This is a genomic window from Parabacteroides sp. FAFU027 (assembly GCF_022808675.1).
In the GTDB taxonomy this organism is placed as follows: Bacteria; Bacteroidota; Bacteroidia; order Bacteroidales; family UBA7332; genus CAXXIC01.
Genome location: NZ_JAKZKV010000002.1, coordinates 361,096 through 385,153, shown reverse-complemented (window position 1 = coordinate 385,153; position 24,058 = coordinate 361,096). Strand labels below are relative to the sequence as shown.

Below are 24,058 nucleotides of genomic sequence, written 5' to 3'. Positions count from 1 at the left end.
CAAGAGGAGACAGCCCGTTTTTGCATTTGCAATAAACCTGTTTTAAAGAAGCTGAAAAAGTAAATTTTACATTAGGGTAATGGGTAGTTAAATACGGTAATATCACGGGTTAAGTCATTGATTTATCGCTATATTTGGACACTTGACCCTTTGCCCTTATGATAAAACCGTTCTACATAACGATAACGATTGTGTTGTCTGTGATTTTCCTTTACCCGATTGGTGCATTAGCCGTTACTGCAAACCCGGAGCCGGTGACAATTGCCCAGCCCGATGGCTCAAAACTCACTTTAAAGCTGAATGGTGATGAGCGGAAGCACTATTCACGGACGACCGACAATTATACCGTCTTACAGGATAGCGATGGTTACTATAAATATGCGATTGATTCTTTGGGGAAGCTGAAACCAGGATACATCCGTGCTCATAATCCTGAAAACCGAAAAGCGACAGAGAGCCATTTCCTGCAGAGTATTTCCACCGGGTTGCGACAAAAAGATTCCACTTCTGTATTTGGCACTCACAATACGTTGAAAAGAGCATCAATCACTCAGTATCTGATCCAGCCCGAATCAGGATTGCGTTCAGCTACCGTCCCAACACAAAGATACCTGGTTATACTGGTCAATTTTGCGGATGTTAAGTTCTCCAGAACCAATGCTGATTTTACCAACATGCTTAACCAGACAGGATACACCGCTACTGGTGCTACCGGTTATACCGGAAGCGTAAAAGATTATTATACTGAAAATTCGATGGGGAATCTGGTGCCCCAATTTGATGTTGTTGGTCCGGTGACTTTATCCCAGAATATGGCTTATTACGGAGGAAACGATGCCTCAGGAAATGATCTTCATCCGAGGGAGATGGTTTTAGAGGCTTGTACACTCGCTAATAATGCTTATTCCTCGCTTAATTTCAAGAACTACGATAATGATGGTGACAAGGTGGTGGATAACATCGCCATTTTCTATGCCGGATATGCCGAGTCAAACGGAGCGTCTGCCAATACGATATGGCCTCACCAATGGAGTGTGTCAGGTGTTTCCGGGAATAAATTATTCGATGGTGTATATGTGAGTTCTTACAGTTGTTCTTCTGAGTTGAAAGGTGTCAGCGGTACAACGATGGAGGGAATCGGTACCTTCTGTCATGAATTTGGGCACGTGCTGGGATTGCCGGATCTTTATGATACTGATGGCGCTGACAACGGACAATTCTTCGATTCAAACTCATTCAACCTGATGGCGTCAGGAAACTATAACAACAATGCCAATACGCCTCCTTATCTTTCCATTTTCGAAAGGAAAATCATCGGGTGGTCCACATCAATCAGGTTAAGTGGAGATACGACAATAACAGGACTGTCTCATATAGGGAATTCAAATAAAGCCTTTTACATCCATACAAATCCCCAGCCGGCTCCGGGTGAAAATGATACGGAATGGTTTTATCTCGAAAATCGCCAACAGACAGGTTGGGATAGTTATATTCCGGGGCATGGATTAGTGATTACACATGTGGACTTGAGTGATAGTGCATTTGTAAAATACTGGAATAATGGTCTGGGAAATGCGTATGCCAGTCACCCCTGTTACGATCTTTTGGAAGCCGACGGTATCGCCAATTATGCTTCACGAAGTGGAGATCCGTTTCCGGGGACTTCCGGACGAACCGATTTTACTGACTCCGGAATCCCGAATTCGCTTTCCAGGGAAGGTGTGGCAACAGCAACCCCGGTTACCCAAATCACAGAATCATCCAATCTGATTAGTTTTATTGTAGGAAAGGGGGTTAAAAGTATTTCAACAGCTGTTACAGAGACAGTAGGAGATAATCTCGCAATAATAAGTCAAAATGGAGAAATCCGGCTCAACGGTCTTGTAACTGGAGCTTCCGCCTCGCTCTACAATGTTGCTGGAGAGCTGCTTAGTGATAAAACGTCCACTTCCGGTCAACTTACCTTTCCGGTGCGGGCAAATGGAGTCTATATCATTCGCCTGATCAAAAATGGCTCAGTAAGATCCTACAAGGTCGTCGCAGGATTCTGATTTAGAATTTAATGTTTGTGTAAAAGGCTCTCTCCGGAGGGCCTTTTTGTTGTTTTGTAAGGCGTTGATTCCGGTTTTCAGGAATATATAGGAAAACAAAAAGAGGGAAGATTTTTCAATCTTCCCTCTTAACGAGTGGTACCACCAGGAATCGAACCGGGGACACAAGGATTTTCAGTCCTTTGCTCTACCAACTGAGCTATGGTACCTCGTTTCTCGTTTGCGAGTGCAAAGATAGGCATTTTTCAAATATATCCAAATGTTTTGCTCAGCTTCGCAGTATTTAAAAACAAAAGAGGGAAGATCTTTCAATCTTCCCTCTTGACGAGTGGTGCCACCAGGAATCGAACCGGGGACACAAGGATTTTCAGTCCTTTGCTCTACCAACTGAGCTATGGCACCGTTGTTTCTCGTTTGCGGTTGCAAAGATAGATGTTTTCTTCGGAATGCACAATAGTTTGGCTGGAATATTTTGTGAAAAAGGTCTGTTTTGTTGCTAAGCGTGTAGCTATTAGGCTTTTTAGAAATGAAAATATTTCCGGTTATTTTGAATTTGCTTACTTTTGTCGGAAAATGAAGCGGATGAACAGCGTAGAAATGATTAAAAAGATGGATGAGGCCGGGCAAGAAAGGACGCCTTTTTTGTTCGTCGTAGACTTTTCCGGTGAGAACTGTCATTTCCTGCCGCTGAATAATCTTTCGGGAGAATTTTATTACAGTATTCCTGGCTTCGAAAATCTTCCTTCTGATAAATGTACAGAACAGCCATTTCATTTTCTCAAACAGCCAATCTCTTTTGAACGATACAAAAAGGGATTTGATATTGTAAAAACAGGCATTCTGAGAGGCTACTCTTTTTTGGTAAACCTAACCTACCCGACGTATGTTGATACAAATCTTACCCTGGCTGAGATTTTCGATCGGAGTAATGCGCCGTATCGCTTGTATATGCCGGGTAAATTCGTCTGTTTTTCTCCTGAGTGCTTTGTGAAAATAAAAAACGGGCGAATTTTCTCCTATCCGATGAAAGGGACGATTGATGCAACCCTGCCGGATGCTGAAAACCGGATATTGAATGATGCTAAAGAAAAAGCGGAGCATTATACGATTGTGGACCTTATTCGTAATGACTTAAGTCGTGTCGCTAATCAGGTTGAAGTGACAAAGTTCAGGTACATTGACCGGGTAGAAACGAATGGTAAAACGTTATTGCAGGTGAGTTCTGAAATATCAGGGTGTTTGCCGGCGGATAATCATTCCCATTTGGGGGAGATTATCTTTTCGATGCTGCCGGCCGGTTCTATTTCCGGTGCGCCAAAAGATGCCACTTTGAATCTGATTCGGCAGGCAGAACTGGATGAGCGTGGCTACTATACAGGGATCTTCGGTGTTTTTGATGGCGAAAATCTGGAAAGCGCTGTCATGATTCGTTTTATTGAGCAAACTAGCGACGGTTTGCTCTTCAGGAGTGGCGGTGGTATTACCGCGCAGAGTGATGCCGAAAGTGAATATCGTGAATTAATTGATAAAGTCTATGTCCCTTTTACTTGAATCGGTTCGTATTGTTAATGGTCAATGGATGAATGCGGCTTATCACCGGCAGCGCATGGATGATAGTACCATGGAGCTGTTTGGGAAAGCCTTCAGTGTGGATTTTGAAACAATTGAAATTCCGGCTGAATACCGGAAGGGTATTGTGAAAGGGCGGATTATATATGATACGCAGGTTCGTGAAGTTGGGTTTGATCATTATTCTTCCAGAAAAATCGGTTCACTGCAACTTGTCTATGAGGATAATATTGATTACCACCTGAAATGGGCAGATCGAACGGCTTTGAATGAATTGGTTAAACAAAAAGGCACCGCAGATGAAATTCTTATCATCAAAAATGGTTTTGTAACTGATATCAGTTATGCTAATGTTGTGGTCCGGTATAAGGATAGGTTAGCGACTCCGGCGCATTGCCTGCTGAAAGGTACACGCCGCAGGCAACTGCTTGATCAGCTTGTTGTTGTCGAAGAAGATATTACAGTTGATAAACTTTTCCAGGCAGAGTCGGTTATCATTATCAATGCTATGCTGGGATTGGAGGAGGCGATTGAAATTCCCATCAGCCGGATCTTTCGCTGATAGTCGCTTATATAAACATGAACAGCCGCAGGGGGATATCTCCTGCGGCTGTTCATGTTTTTATATCTCAATTACAGGCTCTGGTAAGAGGCCTTTGTTTCGTTTTTGGCTAATGGTTTGCTTGTGATAATGCCCTGTTGCTTTTTGTGGGCCAGTGTTTTTTTGTATGCACTTCTGGAAGCAGTGCAATTCGCATCTTTTAATCTGACCAGGACAACTGTTTCGCCATGCTCAACCCGGTAACGCTGCAATTTATGGGGTAACGGGTGGATGTCTTGTTGGGCAAATGCAGTCACCGATACTATGGCGAATGCGGCCAGGGCGGTTGAAATTCTTTTTCTCATCATCTGAATATAAGGTTTTAGGTTTTCTGTCTCTCCAGGTTCTGGGGTTAAGCCTGCAAATATAGCGATTTGCCTGAATTAAATCTTTGATTTTTAGTAAATTCACAGCGGGGCTGTTGTTCAAAGGTTTATTTGTATGTTTCCTGTCTGATTTCCGGAAAGTGAATTTATTGCAGTATATATTTTTAGATAAGTACAATATTTATATATTTGGAGAAATAAATTTTGGAAACGAATGAAGGGTAGGGTAAAAATAATTGTAGTAGGTCTATTGGTTGGTCAAATCTGCTTTGCGTCCAATAATACATCCCTCGTTGATGCTGGTACTGTGGCGATGGGGTTTGTTGTCTCTCCGGTTGCATCCATAGTCAATCCCGGAGGTGTTTCTCTGCAAGATGAAAGCAATGTTGCGATTCACTATGAAAATGATTACGGGATAAAAGAGTTGTCACAGGTAACCGTAACGGCAGTCTGGAGAAATGGCATACTTGATGCCGGCGTTGCTGTTTCTAATTTTGGATATGATAAATACGGGGAGACGCGGTTTGCCGGGCAGTTGTCAAAGCGTTTGTTTGCCGGTTCTTCGTTTGGAGTCCGGTTTAATTATTTCTCTTACAATATGTCCGCTGATGAAGGAACTAAATCGGCGTTGTCTGCTGATGTCGGATTGCTGGTTAGTCCTGTAGAGAAGATTCAACTGGGTATTGTTGCTGAAAATCTTGTCGGAACCTCGTATAAAACACAGCGTGATGACTATTCGCCTCCACTTACTTTGCGATTTGGTGTGAAATATCAGGCAGCTAAAGAGCTGAAGCTGGTTTCGGAAGTCGAGAAGAATACGGAGGAGCCGGTAGTATTCAAGCTTGGATGCGAATATTTGCCCCTTAAAGAAATTCCTTTACGGATTGGGTTGATTGGCCGACCTTATCGCCCGACTTTCGGTATTGGATACCGGGTCTCTCGTTTTGTGTTCGATTTAGCCTCTGTGTATCACACTGTATTGGGATTTCACACTTTATTTTCCATGCAATATAAGTTTTGAACATGTTTATGAACAGATGGATTATAGCTTTTATCAACTGTCTGTTGATAACTACTCTATTCTCGCAAGAGCTTGAGAAAGATGATAGTGGCTGGGCTGGTTTTGTTCAGGAGATTGCTGAATCAACAGAAAATGAACAAAATATCAACACTCTTTATGAACAGTTGTCCGATATTCATGAACACCCGTTTAATATCAATCAAATCCGCAAAGAACAGCTTGAACAGCTTCCGTTTCTGAGCGATGAGCAAGTTGAAAATATCCTGGCCTACCTCTATATCTCAGGGCCTATGAAATCAATCTACGAGCTTAAACTGGTGAAAGATCTCGACCAGGAAACAATAAAACGGCTGTTGCCTTTCGTGTATCTGGGGCCACCGGAAAAGAAGAGAGAAGAGATTGACTGGAAAAGGCTTTTTCAAAGAGGAAATAGTCGTCTATATCTTCGTTTTGATTCGAATCTCAACCGAAAAGAGGGTTATCGGTCAGCGCAAGACTCTACAGATATCAATCGATACCTGGGTTTACCGCCTTATTCGTTTGTCAAATATGACTTCAATGCGGGAAATAAACTGCAAATGGGTTTTCTTGTCGAAAAAGACGCCGGAGAGAGGGTTCGCGATGGTTTTTATTCGTTTCACTTACTCCTCAAAGATATTGGAAGTCTAAAACGTCTGGCATTGGGGCATTACAAGCTTAACTTCGGGCAGGGATTGGTGATGAATACTAATTTTGCCCTGAGTAAAAGCATTATAGCTACCAATATTGGCGCCCGGGCTGAGGGTATTTCTCGTCATTACTCAACCGATGAAATCAACTACCTACAAGGCGCTGCCATGACCTATGAATGGGGGAAAAATCAAATCACGGCATTTGCCTCCGTCAGGAAAGCGGCAGCGACATTAAACGACTCTGTGCTGACCAGCCTGAAATCCGACTCCTATTTCAATACCGAAAATGATTTGAAGCAACGGAATGCTTTTACCATGTCGCTGCTGGGAGCCAACTGGCAAAGACGATTCGGGCGACTTAAGGTTGGGGTTACGGCGTTGCACTACTTTTTCGATAAGCCCGTCATTCCGGAAGCCCGAAGAGATAACTTTTTTGATTTCAGGGGGAAGGAAAACTCAGACTTTAGTATTGATTATCAATACCGCATCGGGCGGTTGTCTTTTCTTGGCGAAACGGCCATTTGTGGCAATGGTTCGCTGGCGACCCTGAACGGCATGCAAATCAGGGCTTCATCCAGATTTAGTGCCAGTATTCTTCAACGAAGTTATTCCCAGTCGTATCACGCTTATTACAGTGCATCATTTGCCGAGTCAAGCCGGACGCAAAATGAACAGGGTGTGTACTGGGGTGCGGAATGGCGCCCCAAAAGCAAATGGCTGGTGAGAGGTTATGCAGACCTGTTTCGTTTTCCCTGGTTGAAATATGGCGTAAGCCAACCCTCTTCCGGTTTTGATGGTATGTTACAGGTGGAATACACGATGAGTGATAATCTGCAAATGAGTTTGCGATACCGTTACAAGGAAAAAGAGAAAGATGTTCCCGGGGAAACAATTCTTTACCAAACGGAGAAATACGATACGCAGCGTTTGCGTTGGCAGTGTGAATACTCAATGGGTAAAACAGTGAAGCTGCAAACCTCCATCGACTACAATCGTTACAAAGAGGAGATGAGTTCTCCTGGGGAAGGGTTTGCTATATCGCAAAGCATAAGCAAGAAGTGGGGAGGGCTTCCCTTGTCTAGTGATTTTCAATTGATGATTTTCGATACAGGTGGCTATAACAATGCTGTTTACGCCTATGAGAAAAGTGTGCTTTATGCATTTTCTTTCCCTTCGTTTTATGGAAAGGGATATCGCTGGATGGCTAATTTCAGGTATGAGTTTAATGATAAACTCTCCTGCTGGTTGAAATTTGCACAAACGGTTTACCGGGACCGGGAGGTGATTGGTAGCGGGCTCGAAGCTATTCAGGGGAATAAGAAAAGTGATATTTATCTTTTGTTGCGCTGGAAGTTTTAAATGTCAAAGAAATAGAAGCTGTGCAAAACGCTCAATTCGCCTAAAAAACACAGAATGTTTTGGAAATAAACCAATTATTACTATCTTTGCAGTCGAATTGAAGACAGGGAAAGGGGGCGAGTAGCCCCCTTCTTTCATTCTTAAACGTATAGATTGTAAAATGATTGACAAACAATTAGTCAAAGCAATTGTAGAAGAGGGGCTGGCGGAGTCCGAAAGCTTTTTGGTGGACGTGATGGTTCGTCCGGGCAACGCCATCGTTGTTGAGATTGACAGCGAGGAGGGTATCGATATCGAAGAATGTGTAAAACTGACCCGTCTCATCGAATCGAGAATCGACCGCGAGGTGGAGGATTACGAACTGGAAGTGGGTTCTGCAGGTGTTACGCAGCCGTTCAAGGTATTACGCCAGTATCAAATGAATATTGGTAACGAAGTAGAAGTCCTCACCAAAGACGGACGCAAACTTACTGGCGTTTTGAAAGATGCTAACGAGGAGAATTTCACCGTAACTACTCTGGTAAAAGTGAAAATCGAAGGCGAGAAGCGCAAAAAAGAGGTAGAATCAAACCTCAGCTTTAAATACGAAGAAATTAAACATTGTAAATATCTAATCAGATTTAAGTAAGATGGCCAAGAAAGAGGAAATTATCAGCATGGTTGATACATTTGCTGAATTCAAAGATTTGAAGAACATCGACAGAACAACCATGGTCAGCGTTCTGGAGGAGTCATTCCGCAATGTGATTGCTAAGATGTTTGGCACCGATGAGAATTACAATATCATCATCAACCCCGACAAAGGAGACTTTGAAATCTGGAGAAACCGCGAGGTGGTATCTGATGAGGATTTCGAAGATTCGAACCTGCAAATTTCCCTCTCTGAAGCTAAAAAAATCGACGCTGACTATGAAGTGGGCGAAGAGGTTTCTGATGAGGTATTTTTCCAGAATTTCGGCCGTCGTGCTATCCTGAACCTTCGCCAGACACTGGCTTCGAAGATTATGGAGCTGCAAAAAGACACTTTGTACAACAAGTACAAAGACATGATTGGCCAAATCGCTAGTGGCGAAGTTTATCAGACCTGGAAAAAGGAGATGCTCATTCTCGACGACGAAGGCAACGAGCTGTTGCTGCCGAAAACCGAGCAAATTCCGGCAGACTTCTACCGCAAAGGCGAAATCGTGCGTGCTGTGATTGCCCGCGTTGAAAACAAAAACAATAACCCGAAAATCATTCTGTCACGTACTTCTCCGCTCTTCCTTCAGCGTCTGTTTGAACTGGAAGTGCCAGAGATCAACGACGGACTGATATTGATTAAGAAAATTGCCCGTATCCCGGGCGAAAGAGCCAAAGTGGCGGTAGAGTCGTTTGACGACCGTATCGACCCGGTTGGTGCATGTGTGGGGGTGAAAGGTTCACGTATTCACGGTATTGTGCGCGAGTTGCGTAACGAAAATATCGACGTGATTAACTACACTGCCAACATCTCGCTGTTTATCCAGCGTGCATTGAGTCCTGCTAAAATCTCTTCTATCCGTGTAAATGAAGAGGAGAAAAAGGCGGAAGTGTTCCTGAAACCGGAAGAGGTTTCATTGGCGATTGGTAAAGGCGGTATGAACATCAAGCTGGCATCGATGTTGACCGAATACACCATCGACGTTTACCGCGACATCGAAGAGAGCGAAGAAGAAGATATCTATTTGGATGAATTCTCTGACGAAATCGATGTATGGGTAATTGATGCCCTGAAAAGCATCGGTTGCGCTACCGCGAAAGCTGTACTTTCAACTCCGAGAGAAGTGCTTATTGAGAAAGCCGACCTTGAAGAGGATACCGTAGATGAGGTGATGAATATCCTTAAGGCTGAATTTGAAGACTAATGAAGCCATGTAAATCACCATTTTTTAACCATAACAAAGCGACCAAGGGAGCAAAGATATGTCGATAAGATTAAACAAAGTAACCAAAGACTTAAACGTAGGAATCCAGACCGTTGTCGAGTTTCTGCATAAAAAAGGATTTACCGTTGAGGCTAACCCCAACGCGAAAATCAGTGATGATGAGTTTGCGCTGCTCGTCAAAGAGTTTAGTAAAGATAAGAGCCTGAAACAGGAATCTGAAAAAATTATCCAGGAGCGTTTCCACAAGGAGAAACATAAGGAAACCGTTTCTATAGAGCCGACTCCGGCACCAGCACCCGCTCCGGCACCTGCTCCGGCGAAACCGGCAGCACCGACTGAAATCAAGACTTCGGTTCCGGACGAGTTTAAGCCTAAATTTAAAGAAGTAGGTAAAATCAATCTGGATGACCTGAACAAGAAACCGGCAGCGCCTGCTGCTCAGCCTGCTCGTGCCGAACAACCGGTAGTAAAAGCTGAACCGGAGAAGAAAGAAGAGGTTGCCCCGGCTCCCCAGGCAATCGAAGTAAAACCTGAACCGGTGAAAGTGGAAGAGGCTCCTAAATCAGAACCAAAGAAAGTCGAAGAGGAGGTATTCGAAGAAGACTACGATGAAGAAGAAAGCTTCGAAGGACCGGACGAAGATTCAGACAATAATGATGACTCTGATAGCCAGACTGTAAGCGAAGAAGCATCTTCGGATGACAGTGACGAGCCTTTCCGTCTCAACAAACCGAAGTTTGAATCAAACATCAAGGTGGTGACAAAAATCGACCTGGGTGCTTTGAACCAGACTACCCGTCCGAAGAAAAAATCAAAAGAGGAAAAACGCAAAGAGCGTGAAGCCAAAGATAAACAACGCGTTGACCTGAAAAAACCTGCGCCAGGTGCTCAGGGACAGGGCCAGCAACAAGGTCAGAACAGACCTAGTCAGCAGGGAGCCCAGCAAGGTCAGGGTGCGAATGCATCAGCAGACGCGAAGAAAAAACGCGACCGCATCAAGCGTGAAAAAGTGGACATCGAGAAGACCGGTGCTCAAACGAACGCCGGTGGTAGCCGTCCTGATAACAGACAACAGCAGCAGGGTGCAAAACAACCGCATCAGCCGAAATTCAAAAGACCAATCAAGGCTGAGGTGAGCGAAGAGGATGTACAAAAGCAGATCAAAGAGACGCTTGCCCGCCTGACTACCAAAACCAAATCAAAAGGAGCAAAATACCGTCGTGAAAAACGGGATGCTGTATCTACCCGTCGTAGTGAGATGGAAGAACAGGAAATGCTCGAAAAACAGGTAATCAAGTTGACCGAATTCGTAACGGTTAATGACCTGGCAAACATGATGGATGTTTCGGTAATGGATGTCATCAGCGTTTGTATGAGCGTGGGTAAAATGGTGTCGATCAACATGCGTCTCGACGCGGAACTGATCAACCTTATTGCCGAGGAGTTTGGATTCAAAACAGAATATGTAAGTGCCGACGTAGTAGAGGCTATTGCCGAAGAGGAAGACCGCGAAGAGGATCTCGAACCGCGTTCACCAATCGTAACGGTGATGGGTCACGTTGACCACGGTAAGACTTCATTGCTCGACTACATCCGCCAGGCAAACGTTATCGCCGGTGAGGCCGGAGGTATTACGCAGCACATCGGTGCATACCACGTGGATCTGCCGGATGGTCGTAAGATAACCTTCCTCGATACTCCTGGTCACGAAGCCTTTACAGCGATGCGTGCCCGTGGAGCAAACGTTACTGACGTTGCGATTATCATCGTTGCTGCTGACGACGGCCTGATGCCTCAGACCATTGAGGCGATCAACCACGCTTCTGCAGCGAATGTACCGATGATTTTCGCCATCAATAAAATAGACAAACAGGGTGCAAATCCAGAGAAGATCAAAGAGGCTCTGGCTAACATGAACTACCTCGTGGAAGACTGGGGTGGTAAATACCAGTCACAGGAAATTTCCGCGAAAAAAGGTCTCAACATTGACCAACTGCTCGAGAAAGTGTTGCTTGAAGCGGAGATGTTGGATCTTAAAGCTAATCCTAATAAACGTGCAACCGGTTCGATCATCGAATCGTCACTGGATAAAGGTCGTGGTTACCTGGCTACTGTATTGGTTTCAAACGGAACCCTCAAAATGGGTGATGTGGTGTTGGCCGGTACTCATTATGGCCGCGTAAAAGCGATGTTCAACGAGCGTAACCAACGCGTGAAAGAGGCAGGACCTGCTGAACCGGTATTGATCCTTGGTCTGAACGGTGCTCCTCAGGCAGGTGATACCTTCCACGTACTGGAATCAGAGCAGGAAGCCCGCGAAATTGCCACTAAACGTGAGCAGTTGCAGCGCGAGCAAGGACTCCGTACTCAGAAACTGCTTACTCTGGACGATATCGGCCGCCGTATCGCGATCGGAAACTTCCAGCAGCTTAACGTGATCGTGAAAGGTGACGTGGATGGTTCTGTAGAGGCATTGTCGGATTCGTTGATCAAGCTTTCAACCGAAGAGATCGAAGTAAATGTAATCCACAAAGCAGTAGGTCAGATTTCCGAATCGGATATCACTCTGGCAGCCGCTTCAAATGCGATCATCATTGCCTTCCAGGTACGTCCGTCGGCAAGTGCGCGCAGACTGGCTGAGAAAGAGGGTGTGGACATCCGTCAGTACTCTGTGATCTACAAAGCCATCGAAGAGGTGAAAGCCGCGATGGAAGGTATGCTTTCTCCGGATATTGTGGAAGAGACTGTTGCTACGCTCGAAGTGCGTGAAACCTTCAAAATCACCAAAGTCGGTACAGTTGCCGGATGTATGGTTAAAGAAGGTAAGATCAAACGTAACTCGAAAATCCGCCTGATCCGCGATGGTATCGTAATCTACTCGGGAGACCTCGGTTCATTGAAACGCTTCAAGGACGATGTGAAAGAGGTGGCATTCGGCTATGAGTGTGGTTTGAATATTCACAACTACAACGACCTGAAAGTGGGCGACATCATCGAAGCTTACGAAGAGGTAGAAGTAAGCCGTACATTGTAATAAATCTCATTCACCGGAGGCCTTCAGCGCCCCAAGTGAATTGCCCATAAAAACAAATCGGCTGTCGGTTATTCCGGCAGCCGATTTTGTGTTTTGTTATCACCCTCGGTTCCTACCGATGGGTGATTGATAAAGCGATTTTATCGTGGCTTTATTCTCAACGTTGAAAGCGTTATGCCATTTACCCCTTGTTGGGAAACGAGGGATAGAGTACATGATTCAGATAGCTGTTTTTTCGCCTTATCCGACTACAATCTTCTCCATATAGGTTTTGTCCAATATTCGTTTGCCGACATTAGATATTGCCCAGGGATAATAGATTCCCAAAGTGACGATGCTCAATAATATCTGTTTCCACAAATACAAATAATCATCTTTGGCCTCAATATCATATCCGAAACGGATTTGCTGATTGTCCACGACATTCGATTCTGTCTTGTGGATAAAGTATTCATATAGTCGAATCCACGCCATTGGATAATAGATCCCCAATGTAATTATTGAAAGGAGTATTTCTTTTGCTACCTTGCCCATTGCCGGGATGTTCTCTGTATTCCACTTAATGTGATAGCCATTGTGCTTAAAGTTGAAGGTCCATTTATATAAATAATAGATATACGGGATCATTATTACCCACGTCAGAACCTGCTGAATGATGGTTTCGGTAGTTGTAACGGCTTTATGCTCCGGAAAGGCAAAGATCACAAATACGATCAGGGCAATCATCGGAAGGATCAGAGTCAATGTAAGAATCCCGAAAAGATTACCCGCCTCACCCATGAAGATAAACTCACGTGATTTGTAAGAAGTCTTTTCAGAAATGTAACTCTGCATTTTGGTAATAAACCAGGGGGAATAGATACCCAACGTAATAATCGAGAGCAACATTCCGCTGATATAGATACCATAGAACCGGCCTAGTGTGATATCAGAACGGAGCGATTCGCCGTTATACTCAAGGCTTTCGATCATGATCCGGATGATGTAGAAGTTACATACCGGAAATGAAACAAATAATATGGGTACGATCAACCACATTGCTGTTGGTTTTTCATAGTTTGCTGTTGCTTGTCCTGTCAGGTAAATCATTGCGATGTAGGGAACAACGACTAAAAGGATCATTCCGATCCATGCAGGCAAAAGCGTTTTACCTTCGAGATTAAATCTGAAATAGTTTTTCATAAGTTTGGTTTGTTTAGTGATTAAATATGTGTTGTTTGTATTTGCTTCTTTTCCCCCATGGCTCATTCCAAAGGATAGATGGCTAATCAATTGTATCGCGATATTATCTCAACGTTACAGCCGTTTTATTACAGATACCTCTTTGGAAGAAGAGGAGGCAGAGTGCGTCGTATGATCCCAGATAAGATCTTTTCGGGTGAAATCACCTTCAAATGTTTTGAACTGGCTCCAGATATTAATTCCCCAAAGATTCCATTTCAAAACGCCGACTACCGTATAGTGCCGGTTATTGAAATGCTCAGCCACTGATTCCCATTCAACACCGACCAAAGTGCCAGTCAGGGCCGATCTCTTATAGTCAACTTGCCCTGTCGAGTCTGTTGCGCAATCCACGATAAGACCATTAATTGGGCTCAGCTTTATTTTGTGAGAATAAATACATTGATTATTTCCACTATTTGTTTGGCTGTTGTTTTTATCATGCTCACGAGAGTGCGAGCATTGCCCGGCAATAATGACAATCAAAAAGATGACCGGCAAAAGTCCCATCTCACGTTTGACAACCACGATTGCTTTATAAAGCAGGTACAAAAAATCCAAGAGAAGGCCGATATTGAGGATTACCCAAAGTATGTAGAACATAATATTCGCTTATCGATTGATTTTAATAGCCTTGCAACGATTGTAGTAGAGGATCCCCGCCAGCCAGAAGAGAAACAGAAAGCCAAGCACCCACATCGTTTTCTCTGCGCGTTGAATTCTTCGGTTATTGATTACTTCGAATATTCCGATAAAGATAAATGAAAGGGTGAAGAACATTCCCAGCGCAGTCACGGTACTTCCGTCAAACAAATGCAGGATTTTTATAATTGCTCCGCTGATGGAAACCAAGAGGGCAATCACATACCCTACGAAGAAGAGAGTTGGATTTTTCATGATTAAAGTTATTTGTTTTTCCCCCACGGCTCCAACCGAGAGGTATTGGTTTAGCGATTTCATCGCGACTTTATTCTCAACGTTACAACTGTTTTTCCACTTATCCTCGTCTAAAACTGAGAGGAAAGACGCCTTATCTATTTCATGCTATACTTGATTGGCAAAGTAAATTGCACTGCAACCGGCTCTCCATCTTGCGTCCCTGGCTTCCATTTAGGCATCAAGGAAACAACCCTTTTAGACTCTGCATCTCCATCTGGATGAAGACTCCGCAATACTTTAATATTAGTCAGAGTTCCGTCCTTCTCAACATAAAATTGAAGAATAACAACTCCCTTCACACCGTATTCCTGCATCGCAATCGGATAACGGATGTTTTGCGACAAAAAAGCCATCATCGCATTTACTCCACCCGGAAAATCGGGCATCGTTATAGTGGGGAAATACGTGATTTCCTCGCCTGCATTATTAAAGCATTTTCCTTCAACGAGTTTATCCTCTTTATAGGTATCTCTTCTTTTGATTTGACCATTTATCCAATAAGAATAGTAGTACCCATTGAGTTTATCGGCTGTATATGCAACTTCTTTCTTCAGTTGTCCGTTGTCATACCACTCTTTATAGATTCCATCGAGCTTTTTATTGATAGATTTAGCAACATAATCATCAAAGATGTTCACCTTTCGGTTTTCGAAAGCCTTTATCACAAGATTGTCGGTGTTCTTTTTGAATTCGACAAGTTGCGGTTCTACCTTTTTGATACTTCCCGATTTTAAATGGGTGATCTCTACCGGATGATAGACATCATACGGGTTCGGCTGTAAGGTTTTATACATTGTAGCCAGGTCAAGTGATTTCACTTTCTTTCCCATTCCGTCAAAGAAAAGGGTGTCCTGCCCATACACAATAGCCGCTACGAATAGCATGAGCTGGATCAGATAGATTCGTTTTGTCATTGTAAATTGATTTATCGTTATTTCTTTCTTTCTCTCGGGTCTTACCGAGGAGTTGTTGGTTTAGCGATTTCATCGCGACTTTATTCTCAACGTTGCAAACGTTTTACCATTGATCCCTCGTTGGGAAACGAGGGGTAGGGTACTCGTTCATTCTAAATTAAATCTTATCGGCAGAGTAAACAGGACAGGTACTGGATCGCCATCTTGCACACCGCTCGTCCAGTCCGGCATTAATGAAACGACCCTTATTGCTTCCCTATCTCCATCTGGATGTAATCCTTTTACGATTTTTATATTGGCGGGTTTTCCGCTTTTTGAAACAACAAACTGAACCAAAACCATTCCTTGAATTTTCTTTTCTTGCATTGTTACAGGGTATCGGATATTCTGCCTAAGAAAATACATCAGAGCATCTATCCCTCCCGGAAATTCAGGCATTACTTCAAGCGGGAAGTATTTAATCTTTTCCCCTTCTTTGCTATAGCATGTTCCGTTAATGAGTTTATTCTTTTTATAAGTGTCTCTCCTTTTGGGTTGACCATTTGGCCAATAAGAGTTGTAGTACCCATTGTATTTGTCAATTGCATATACAGCTTCGACCTTCAATTGTCCGTTATCATACCACTCTTTATAGATTCCAGTTCTTAATTTTTCAATATAGTTTTTCATAAATGGATCATTCCATGCAACCTGACCAGAGGTGTATAAATTGATTATGTCTTTATTGGGATTATTTTTGAATTGAAGAATCATTGGCTGATAAGATTTTAATTTTCCAGATTTCCAATATGAGACATTGGCTATGTTGCCACTGTATGTAGTATCCGGCATAAATACACTATAATATGAAGCAAGTTCCATCGACTTAACTTCCAGGCCATTTGCTTCAAAAAATAAGGTATCTTGCCCATACACAATAGCTGCTACAAATAGCATGAGCTGAATCAGATAGGTTCGTTTTGTCATTGTAAATTGATTTATTATTTTTTCTTTTTTCTCTCAGGTCTTACCGGGAGGTCGAATGCTTTATTCTTTTGATTATTACTCCGTCTTAAATACCCACTTCTTATCACAATCGAAACAAACATACGTCTTCTTATAGAAAGGGAAAAACACTCCGATCAAGAAATAGCCCAAAATTGTCTTGAGATTTATTCCTTTCTTTTTGCCGATGTTAGCGGAATGGCAGAAAGGACAAACTTGTTGGTTCGTGTCTTTAGTCAGGATTACAGTCTCTATTTCATTTAGAGCTGTGTCTGTATCCGGCTTTACAAAGCCGCCTTCGATGAGCAAAGTAACTCCCCGTTCTGCATCTCTCTCTTTTACCAGGACTTTGACGCCACCAATGGCATTCGAGTAGAAATTATTGATTTGTGCAGTCAGCTCATCTTGCAGCGTAGTCTCTATTCCTTCCGATTCGAGATAGGAACAGGCCATGTGGGCTTCATGGGGTAGGGTGAAAGTAGTTAGTACGACGAGGTTTTCCATGATTGCGTTTTTGGAGGTAATTGGTTGGTTTTAAAAGGAGGTTATCCTATGGTGAAATAGTGGAATCCGAAATGCAATACCAGGACTGCAAGATTCAGCATTATCAAAGCAAGATTCAATATCCTTTTGAGCGCTTTGTCGTCAATGAGTTGTGCTAGAAATAGTATTGATAATAATGCTGTTACTACATTTCCAAAATAATTATTGTGCCATTTCACAAGTACTGTAAGGCAAACCATGATCAAATAAAACCCCAGATAGATATAATTATAGTTTTTCATTCCAATTAGACAGCTTTAGATTTTGTAATAATCAAATTGCACATTCAATATGAACTGTATGATTAACAGTACGGTTATTGTATATCGTAAAATCTGTTTGATCGTTTTATCTTCAATATATCCATTAAGTAAAGCCGGAATTAGAAGCAATAAAAACACTTTTATGGAATAGTCCCTATGTATTTTCTCAAAGATGATATCGAAAAGCATAAGCAGAACAAAGCCTGCATAGAAATATTTATCGTTCTTCATTTTAACTATGAATTATTTCATGGAGATGTAATGGAATCCAAAATCCAGGATACATAATATAACCCTAATAACCACCAAAGCCTCTCTTAATATCTTTTGAATCGTCTTATCTGCAATCAAATTGAAGCAGAGAAAAACCTAACAGGTTTTCAAAACCTGTTAGGTTTGAGCTTATGAGACACTCTCGATGCTTTCATTAATTATTCTGTGAATTGTTATTGGTAGCAGGAGTCTCTTCGGTGGAGTGAGTCGCTGCAATATCAATAATCTCACGGGCTTTAAGGTAAAGAGCGTAAAAACCAGGATTATCTACGCCAAAAGGAGCGATCATCAGATCAAGTTCATCGTCCAATAATGCTTTTGCATCTTTCAATTTTTGTTTGATTTCAACTGAAGTCTGTGTAATTTCAGCCTTAGCATTGTGATTGGTCGGAATAATTCTACTAAAGGCATCAATAGCTGATTCCAGATTATCTATCTTCACCTGTTGAGTATTCCATTTCAATAATTCAGTGGCATTCTTCTTTGCAAGATCCAAAACTACTCGGGCAAAACTCAAGAAATCACTTTCGCGGATCTTTCCCAGACTGGCATCAGGAACAGATAGTGTTGCAATGATCTTCTGATCTTTTATCGAAGCTGCATAAGCAAGTAATCCTGATTTCACAATACAGATGGCAGTGATGAGCTTTTCCTTGTTGATGATCTTCTGGGTAGTGTTACCTTTTGTTCCACCTGTCTGCACATCATTCAGGGCATCAATTTCATCATTATACACTCCCAATCGATCAACTACGCCAGTAATAATGGGATTGTCATTAAAAATAGACCTGTTTTCATCAAGCAATTTGAAGGTCTTTTTTTGCATACCTTGCTGGTTAATACTTCTTCTATCCATAACTTTCTTTTTTAATGAGTAAATAATAGTGAATGAATTAGTTTCTGATTATTTGATCGTCATTTCTCTTCCTGAAATGCCTGTTTCTTATCAAACAACGGTCATTCCCAACCTGACAATGTCCATTCCGAAGTTGTAAATGCTTAATTCTTTATCGACAATGTTCATTCCAATGTTGTAAATGTCCATTTCTTTCCTGTAATCCTGCATTTCCGACTTTACAATGTCCATTTCTGTTTTGTAAATGGTCATTTCTGTTCTGTAAATGCTCTCCCCGGATTTGTAAATGTTTATCTCTTGTTTGTAAATGCTCATTCCGAGCTTGTAAATGTTTATTCCGGTAGTGTAAATGGCCATCTCTTAAAGTGAAATGCTTATCTCCCGGAAGTAATATTACATCTCTTATTTTGTATTATTAAATCCTTTGTCATTGATATACAACCGTGTATCAGGGAAAAGCTTGCAGATTCGTTCAATCTCCTGTTCTGAAGCATTACCATACAGTCTGAGTTCAGTAATCTTTATCTTACCCATCGCATCCGGTATCTCGATCTTATCAACGAATGAAATAGTCAGGCTCTTAATTGAATCCAAACCGAGAATCTCTTCCGGTACTTTTTTGCCCCGGATATTTATTCCGCCCCAATCCTTTTTAGCATCCTGACTCAGCTTATCTTTCAGATAATTATCGTTGGCTTCTTTCTTGCGGATCATCCAGCCAATCTCGGGTTTCAAAGTAAAATCATCCTTGTCCTGACGCAATCCTATGAAGCCGGCCCAAAGTTCGAGGGGAACCTCTTCAACCACTTTACCGCCATCTACACCCTGATACTTGAGATCTACTTTGACGATCTCCTTGGGTAAGTTATCCGTACCCTTTAGTTCCTTCAGATTATTACGTTTTCCTTCCTTATCATAAGGAAAAAATTTGACGATCCATCCATCTATGATTGTGGGATCCCCACATCTCTTTGGTGTATGGTACTTAAACATGGATTGCCAAAACGCTTGGGGCACGTTACCCTCCGATGCTTTGATGAATTCCTGCAATAGAGGCTCCAATTCATCAATCCACCAGCCGAGCTCATATTTACGCAATTGATTGGCTTTGGTATAAAGCCTCCTCCAGTCTTCCGACTTGCCTTCAAGGGTGATCCGGGGAATCCCGCAGCGAAAGCTTAATTCGACATATTCAAAATAGGATTTCATAGCCTCCATCATGGTGATCTGAGAAGCCATCCGCGAAGTGATATTGGTTGTTGAAAAGTCCGCAGTCAATGTTTTGGAGAGGTCGGAGCCGATTGCGGCATCTATCTGGTTGGTAAATTCGGGAAATACTTTTTCCCAGGGACTATTCGGGTCATTGAGGTTAATGCTGTCATTTCTCACAATCAGCGTTGTCTTCCCGTTATAGGATACGAAATAATGCCGGAGTTTTTCTGAATTAATATTTACATGCTGTGCAAATCCCTGACTGATCAGCAGCCATATCATATCGGGCGACAGCACAAACGGCCGGTGATCGGAATATGCCTGATACATTCCCTGAAAGAACGAATGGTAATCGTAGTTTACCAGTTCGCCCTTGCTTTTGCTTTGTGCGATGATATTATATGCAATCTCTTTATTGCCTGTCCGGAGTTCATAATCACTTATATTCAGATCCTTTCGAATCATCCGTTTGAAGGCATCGTTATAATCTGTCCCTATCAATGCATGACCGGGCGCTTGCAGTGTTTCCACGAAGAAGGTTACACCCTTTTGCGAATAGAGCATTGCTGAAGAAAAGAGCAAGAGGGATAAAACAACCGTTCTCATCATTGTGCATTTAATGTATTTACAATCTCTTTGAATAAACAGTAGTTAACAGATTGCAAATGTAGTGTTTCATTTGATTGCTGCAAATATTTGCAAAGAAAATTTTATTTCTGACGAATTAATTAAAATGACTCTGCGTATATTGGATGAATATTTCCTAATTTTGGAAGGAAAAACCAGAATGCCGGAATTTATCCATTAACATATAAAGCGAATCACGATGAGAAATATAGCAAAAATCAATATTGAAGAGAGTATCCTGAGAGGTAAGCTGATTTTTGAAAAGCGTCTATCAGACAGATTTGATCAGGTCATTATCTATTATCTCTGTGCTGTCCTGATCTCAACACCATTATTGGCATTGCGCGATGCTGACTTCGATAATCCCAATGATCTCTTTCTTTATCTGACTCTATTTCCATTTTTAGCTATAATAGGAGCGTATATTATTTATCGAAAAGCAACTGAAATGTCATTGGTAAAAATAGAATCTCCTTACAAAAGACAAATAAAGCGGCAGATGTTGCTTGATTATGCAGAGGAAAGGGCTTATCAGGTCTATCGAAAGTCAAATGACTGCCTTATCTTAAATCAGCCAGCTGATGCGTTTGAGTCACTTAACACGTCACACATGAAATCATTGGTTCTGATTGTTGATGATAACGCTGTCTATTTTACCATAATCCGTGACCTGTGCAATGTGAATCTGCCGGTCTTAATTACTCATCATCTGGTTCGTCGCGATTTAAAGAAACTGTTCAAAGCCAGGTCATAATAAAAATCCCCAACCGGCATTTTTTCTCGTTCCCAAATAACCGCTATATTTGCCTTTTCAAACACCACTACTACACTACATTTTATGATTAACACCATTCAGGAGATTCTTCAACACGAGGCGGAAGCGATTCGCAACATCCCCGTCAACGAAGAATACGAAAAGGCCGTTCAGCTTATCATCGAAGCCAAAGATCGTCACGGCAAACTGGTTATCAGTGGCATGGGTAAAGCAGGCCAAATCGCGATGAACATTGCGACCACCTTTTGCTCTACGGGCGTCCCCGCTGTGTTTTTACATCCCAGCGAGGCGCAACACGGCGATCTGGGGATTATTCAGCCCAATGACCTGATGCTGCTTATCTCCAACTCGGGCAAAACCCGTGAGATACTGGAGCTGATTATATTGGCGCGACGGTTATATCCTGATCTGCAATTCATTGTCATCACCTCTAATCCTGATAGCCCCCTGGCGGAGGAGGCTGACGTGCGTCTCTTTACCGGAGCGCCCGCCGAGGTTTGTCCGTTGGGCTTAACGCCTACCACATCCACCACTGTCATGACGGTGATTGGCGATGCACTCGTGGTAAACGTGATGCAAAGGACGAACTTCTCAAAGCAGGAGTACGCAAAGCGTCATCACGGCGGCTACCTGGGGGCTGTATCGAGGGAAGAGTGACCTCCTCCGGCCTCTCCGAAGGAGGGGGGACGGCAAGGCATCAAAAAATTAGTACAAACATTAATAATCTGCACTCACATCCCCTCCCTTTTGGGGAGGGGTAGGGTGGGGCTTTCATTATGAGAAAAATCATCGGCGTAGGGGAGACTATCCTCGACTTAATCTTTAAAAACGAAGTGCCAACCAAAGCCGTTCCGGGCGGGTCTGTCTTTAACGGGTTGGTCACACTTGGCCGCTTAAACGTACTAACCGCTTTCGTGAGCGAAGTGGGCAATGACAAAGTGGGACGTATGATCCTCAGCTTCATGAAGGAGAATAACATGTCCACCGAGCACGTTGACTGTTTCCCTGATGGCAAGTCGCCCATCTCGCTGGCTTTCCTCACCGATAGCAACGATGCCGAATACATGTTTTACAAGGATTACCCCAGCCAACGCCTTGATGTCGTATTGCCCCGCATCAATCCCGATGATATTCTGATTTTCGGCTCATACTATGCGCTTAATCCGGCCCTCCGTGAGAAGATGACGGAGATCCTCGATTATGCCCGCGAACGTAAAGCGATCATCTACTATGATCCCAACTTCCGCAAAACGCACGCTCACGATGCTATCCGGCTCACACCTTCTTTAATCGAAAACCTCGAATACGCCGACATCGTCCGTGGCTCTGATGAAGACTTCGAAAACATCTATAAGTTGAACGATGCTGCCCGGATTTACAAGAGCAAGATTGAATTCTACTGCCCCAACTTCCTCTGCACCCGTGGAGCACAAGGCATCTACCTGCAAACGAAACGTTTCGTGAAGGAATTTGATGTCCCCACCATCACTCCGGTCAGTACAATCGGTGCGGGAGACAACTTCAATGCGGGGATTCTTTTCGGCCTGCTCAAATACAATATCTTACGCGATGATTTGCCGACTCTTTCCGAAGAAATGTGGAGCAAAATCGTGCAATGCGGCATTGACTTTTCTTCAGAAGTCTGCACCAGCTATGACAATTATGTTTCCAAAACATTTGCCGAAAAATACCTTTCTAAATAACGAATCGGGGCTTTGCCTCGGTTAAATCTGTTTAATTTGGCGTTTTAACATAAACAAAAGCCCCATCAAATTCGATTATTCCCAATAAATTAGCGGCCAGCAAAGTTTAGGAAGAATATGTTTAACATCGGTTTTAAGACTGTATCATTTTATACCATACTGACGTTGTTCTGTTCCTGCGCTACAAAACAAAATCTGGAGATTAAGTGTGTATGCGAAGAGGGACTGAAACATCAGGATACTATTAAATGGGAAGTTTTTCCGGAGACAGAGGGCTTAGTGCAAATTTTTTCCTCCGATTCCCCTGATGAATTTGACCTTACGATGCCCCTCACTTCCGCCCGCGTGAGTGACCGTATGAGTCTCGTTCCCAGACTCGATGGGAACCGGAAATACTTCATGCTGCTGTTTGATAACAAACAGCAGGTCTATGTCACCAACCGCAAAATCAATGTATCCGGCGTTTATAACTTCCGTGACATCGGTGGCTATACCAACGATGATGACCGTATCCTGAAATGGGGAAAGGTGTACCGTTCGGGCAGTCTTACCTCCATCTCCGACAACGGGGAAGAGCGTCTCAAAGATCTTCATATCAAAACGATCATCGACCTGCGCACCGACGAAGAGCGCCAGAAAAATCCAGACAAGATTAAAGGCGCCCGCGTAATCGGCTTCCCGATGAAGAACCCCATTTGCCCGACCATGGAGCAGCGTTTGCTCGAAGGCAAGTGTATGCGCAACGATGCGGTCATCTATATGCAGGATCTCTTTTCAGGCTATGCCAGCCAGTACAATAAAGAGTTCACCCGTCTTTTCAACTATCTTTCCAGGAAGGAAAATTATCCGGTGTTGATCCATTGCTCCAACGGAAACGACCGTACCGGCTTCGTCACCGCAATGATTATGCAGGCGTTGGGAGTGCCAGAAGACGAGATATACGAGGACTATCTGTTTTCGAATGACTGTATCAATATCCGGAATGAGGTGCAGTTTGGCGACCAACTGCCATCCGAAGGACAGGAAGCCTTAACCATTTTATTATCAGCGCAAAAGGATTTCCTACAATATGCTTTCGAGAAGATCAGACAGGAAAACGGAAGCATGGATAAGTATTTGCAAAAAAAACTGAAGTTATCTCCACGAAAAAAGGAAAAAATACAACGTATTCTCTTAACCCGTTAGTTTTTTGTACCTTTGCGGGAAAAAATT

22 protein-coding genes and 2 tRNA genes are annotated in these 24,058 nt (G+C 42.9%); 12 read left to right on the top strand and 12 right to left on the bottom strand.

Translation table 11 applies throughout. The features are described from left to right. Positions 1–158: 158 nt before the first annotated feature. Positions 159–2,051 carry a M6 family metalloprotease domain-containing protein gene (locus MLE17_RS04765; protein ID WP_243347546.1) on the top strand — a complete coding sequence of 631 codons (1,893 nt, stop codon included), beginning with the start codon at positions 159–161 and terminating at the stop codon, positions 2,049–2,051. A gap of 136 nt (positions 2,052–2,187) precedes the next feature. Here the strand turns inward: MLE17_RS04765 and MLE17_RS04760 are convergent. Together MLE17_RS04760 and MLE17_RS04755 are read right to left on the bottom strand one after the other, a co-directional pair. After that, positions 2,188–2,260 (bottom strand) — tRNA-Phe (locus tag MLE17_RS04760). A gap of 120 nt (positions 2,261–2,380) precedes the next feature. Continuing rightward, a tRNA-Phe gene (locus tag MLE17_RS04755) sits at positions 2,381–2,453 on the bottom strand. 171 nt (positions 2,454–2,624) lie between these two features. On the opposite strand from MLE17_RS04755, the gene MLE17_RS04750 reads away from it, so the two are divergent. Continuing rightward, positions 2,625–3,602 (top strand): aminodeoxychorismate synthase component I, encoded by a 978-nt coding sequence (locus MLE17_RS04750; RefSeq protein WP_243347543.1) that lies wholly within the window; start codon positions 2,625–2,627, stop codon positions 3,600–3,602. Continuing rightward, complete coding sequence (locus MLE17_RS04745; RefSeq protein ID WP_243347542.1) at positions 3,586–4,182, top strand: aminotransferase class IV; 597 nt, start codon at positions 3,586–3,588, stop codon at positions 4,180–4,182. The genes MLE17_RS04750 and MLE17_RS04745 overlap by 17 nt, the downstream gene beginning before the upstream one ends. A 71-nt stretch (positions 4,183–4,253) precedes the next feature. Here MLE17_RS04745 and MLE17_RS04740 read toward each other — a convergent pair whose 3' ends face one another. Continuing rightward, positions 4,254–4,529, bottom strand: coding sequence for a hypothetical protein (locus MLE17_RS04740; RefSeq protein WP_243347541.1), 276 nt, complete (start codon positions 4,527–4,529; stop codon positions 4,254–4,256). A gap of 232 nt (positions 4,530–4,761) precedes the next feature. Here MLE17_RS04740 and MLE17_RS04735 point away from each other — a divergent pair, with 232 nt between their 5' ends. The 5 genes from MLE17_RS04735 to infB all read left to right on the top strand — a co-directional run bounded on the left by MLE17_RS04735 (position 4,762) and on the right by infB (position 12,536). After that, positions 4,762–5,568: a hypothetical protein gene (locus MLE17_RS04735; RefSeq protein WP_243347540.1), complete on the top strand. Its 807-nt coding sequence runs from the start codon at positions 4,762–4,764 to the stop codon at positions 5,566–5,568. A gap of 8 nt (positions 5,569–5,576) precedes the next feature. Further along, positions 5,577–7,598, top strand: a complete 2,022-nt coding sequence (locus MLE17_RS04730; RefSeq protein WP_243347539.1) for a helix-hairpin-helix domain-containing protein — start codon at positions 5,577–5,579, stop codon at positions 7,596–7,598. Between the two features lie 160 nt (positions 7,599–7,758). Continuing rightward, entirely contained in the window at positions 7,759–8,226 is a 468-nt protein-coding gene (gene rimP, locus MLE17_RS04725) for a ribosome assembly cofactor RimP (protein WP_243347538.1), read from the top strand. A 1-nt stretch (position 8,227) separates the two neighbouring features. Further along, entirely contained in the window at positions 8,228–9,481 is a 1,254-nt protein-coding gene (nusA, locus tag MLE17_RS04720) for a transcription termination factor NusA (RefSeq protein WP_243347537.1), read from the top strand. A gap of 58 nt (positions 9,482–9,539) precedes the next feature. Further along, positions 9,540–12,536 carry a translation initiation factor IF-2 gene (infB, locus tag MLE17_RS04715; RefSeq protein WP_243347536.1) on the top strand — a complete coding sequence of 999 codons (2,997 nt, stop codon included), beginning with the start codon at positions 9,540–9,542 and terminating at the stop codon, positions 12,534–12,536. Positions 12,537–12,776: 240 nt separating this feature from the next. On the opposite strand, the gene MLE17_RS04710 is transcribed toward infB, so the two are convergent. The 9 genes from MLE17_RS04710 to MLE17_RS04670 form a co-directional block, all read right to left on the bottom strand. Next, positions 12,777–13,784, bottom strand: a complete 1,008-nt coding sequence (locus tag MLE17_RS04710; protein ID WP_262920289.1) for a YjgN family protein — start codon at positions 13,782–13,784, stop codon at positions 12,777–12,779. A 48-nt stretch (positions 13,785–13,832) separates the two neighbouring features. Continuing rightward, entirely contained in the window at positions 13,833–14,360 is a 528-nt protein-coding gene (locus MLE17_RS04705; RefSeq protein WP_243347532.1) for a hypothetical protein, read from the bottom strand. A 9-nt stretch (positions 14,361–14,369) separates the two neighbouring features. Then, complete coding sequence (locus MLE17_RS04700; protein WP_243347530.1) at positions 14,370–14,654, bottom strand: hypothetical protein; 285 nt, start codon at positions 14,652–14,654, stop codon at positions 14,370–14,372. 137 nt (positions 14,655–14,791) lie between these two features. Further along, positions 14,792–15,610, bottom strand: coding sequence for an energy transducer TonB (locus tag MLE17_RS04695; RefSeq protein ID WP_243347529.1), 819 nt, complete (start codon positions 15,608–15,610; stop codon positions 14,792–14,794). Between the two features lie 147 nt (positions 15,611–15,757). Beyond that, on the bottom strand, positions 15,758–16,576 hold the full coding sequence (locus tag MLE17_RS04690) for an energy transducer TonB (RefSeq protein WP_243347526.1): 819 nt from the start codon (positions 16,574–16,576) through the stop codon (positions 15,758–15,760). 75 nt (positions 16,577–16,651) lie between these two features. Beyond that, positions 16,652–17,098, bottom strand: coding sequence for a putative signal transducing protein (locus tag MLE17_RS04685; RefSeq protein WP_243347525.1), 447 nt, complete (start codon positions 17,096–17,098; stop codon positions 16,652–16,654). A 729-nt stretch (positions 17,099–17,827) separates the two neighbouring features. Beyond that, a complete protein-coding gene (locus tag MLE17_RS04680) occupies positions 17,828–18,529 on the bottom strand; it encodes a hypothetical protein (protein ID WP_243347523.1) in 702 nt (233 codons plus the stop codon). A 90-nt stretch (positions 18,530–18,619) separates the two neighbouring features. Continuing rightward, positions 18,620–18,886, bottom strand: a complete 267-nt coding sequence (locus MLE17_RS04675) for a hypothetical protein (protein ID WP_243347521.1) — start codon at positions 18,884–18,886, stop codon at positions 18,620–18,622. 45 nt (positions 18,887–18,931) lie between these two features. Then, positions 18,932–20,347 carry a DUF4419 domain-containing protein gene (locus MLE17_RS04670; protein ID WP_243347710.1) on the bottom strand — a complete coding sequence of 472 codons (1,416 nt, stop codon included), beginning with the start codon at positions 20,345–20,347 and terminating at the stop codon, positions 18,932–18,934. A gap of 220 nt (positions 20,348–20,567) precedes the next feature. On the opposite strand from MLE17_RS04670, the gene MLE17_RS04665 reads away from it, so the two are divergent. The 4 genes from MLE17_RS04665 to MLE17_RS04650 all read left to right on the top strand — a co-directional run bounded on the left by MLE17_RS04665 (position 20,568) and on the right by MLE17_RS04650 (position 24,031). Then, entirely contained in the window at positions 20,568–21,122 is a 555-nt protein-coding gene (locus MLE17_RS04665) for a hypothetical protein (RefSeq protein WP_243347520.1), read from the top strand. Positions 21,123–21,206: 84 nt separating this feature from the next. Continuing rightward, the gene (locus MLE17_RS04660; protein WP_243347519.1) at positions 21,207–21,800 is read left to right on the top strand and encodes an SIS domain-containing protein; all 594 of its coding nucleotides are present in this window, start codon (positions 21,207–21,209) and stop codon (positions 21,798–21,800) included. Between the two features lie 119 nt (positions 21,801–21,919). Continuing rightward, positions 21,920–22,846, top strand: coding sequence for a carbohydrate kinase family protein (locus tag MLE17_RS04655; RefSeq protein ID WP_243347518.1), 927 nt, complete (start codon positions 21,920–21,922; stop codon positions 22,844–22,846). Between the two features lie 117 nt (positions 22,847–22,963). Next, positions 22,964–24,031 (top strand): tyrosine-protein phosphatase, encoded by a 1,068-nt coding sequence (locus MLE17_RS04650; protein WP_243347515.1) that lies wholly within the window; start codon positions 22,964–22,966, stop codon positions 24,029–24,031. Positions 24,032–24,058 lie beyond the last annotated feature (27 nt).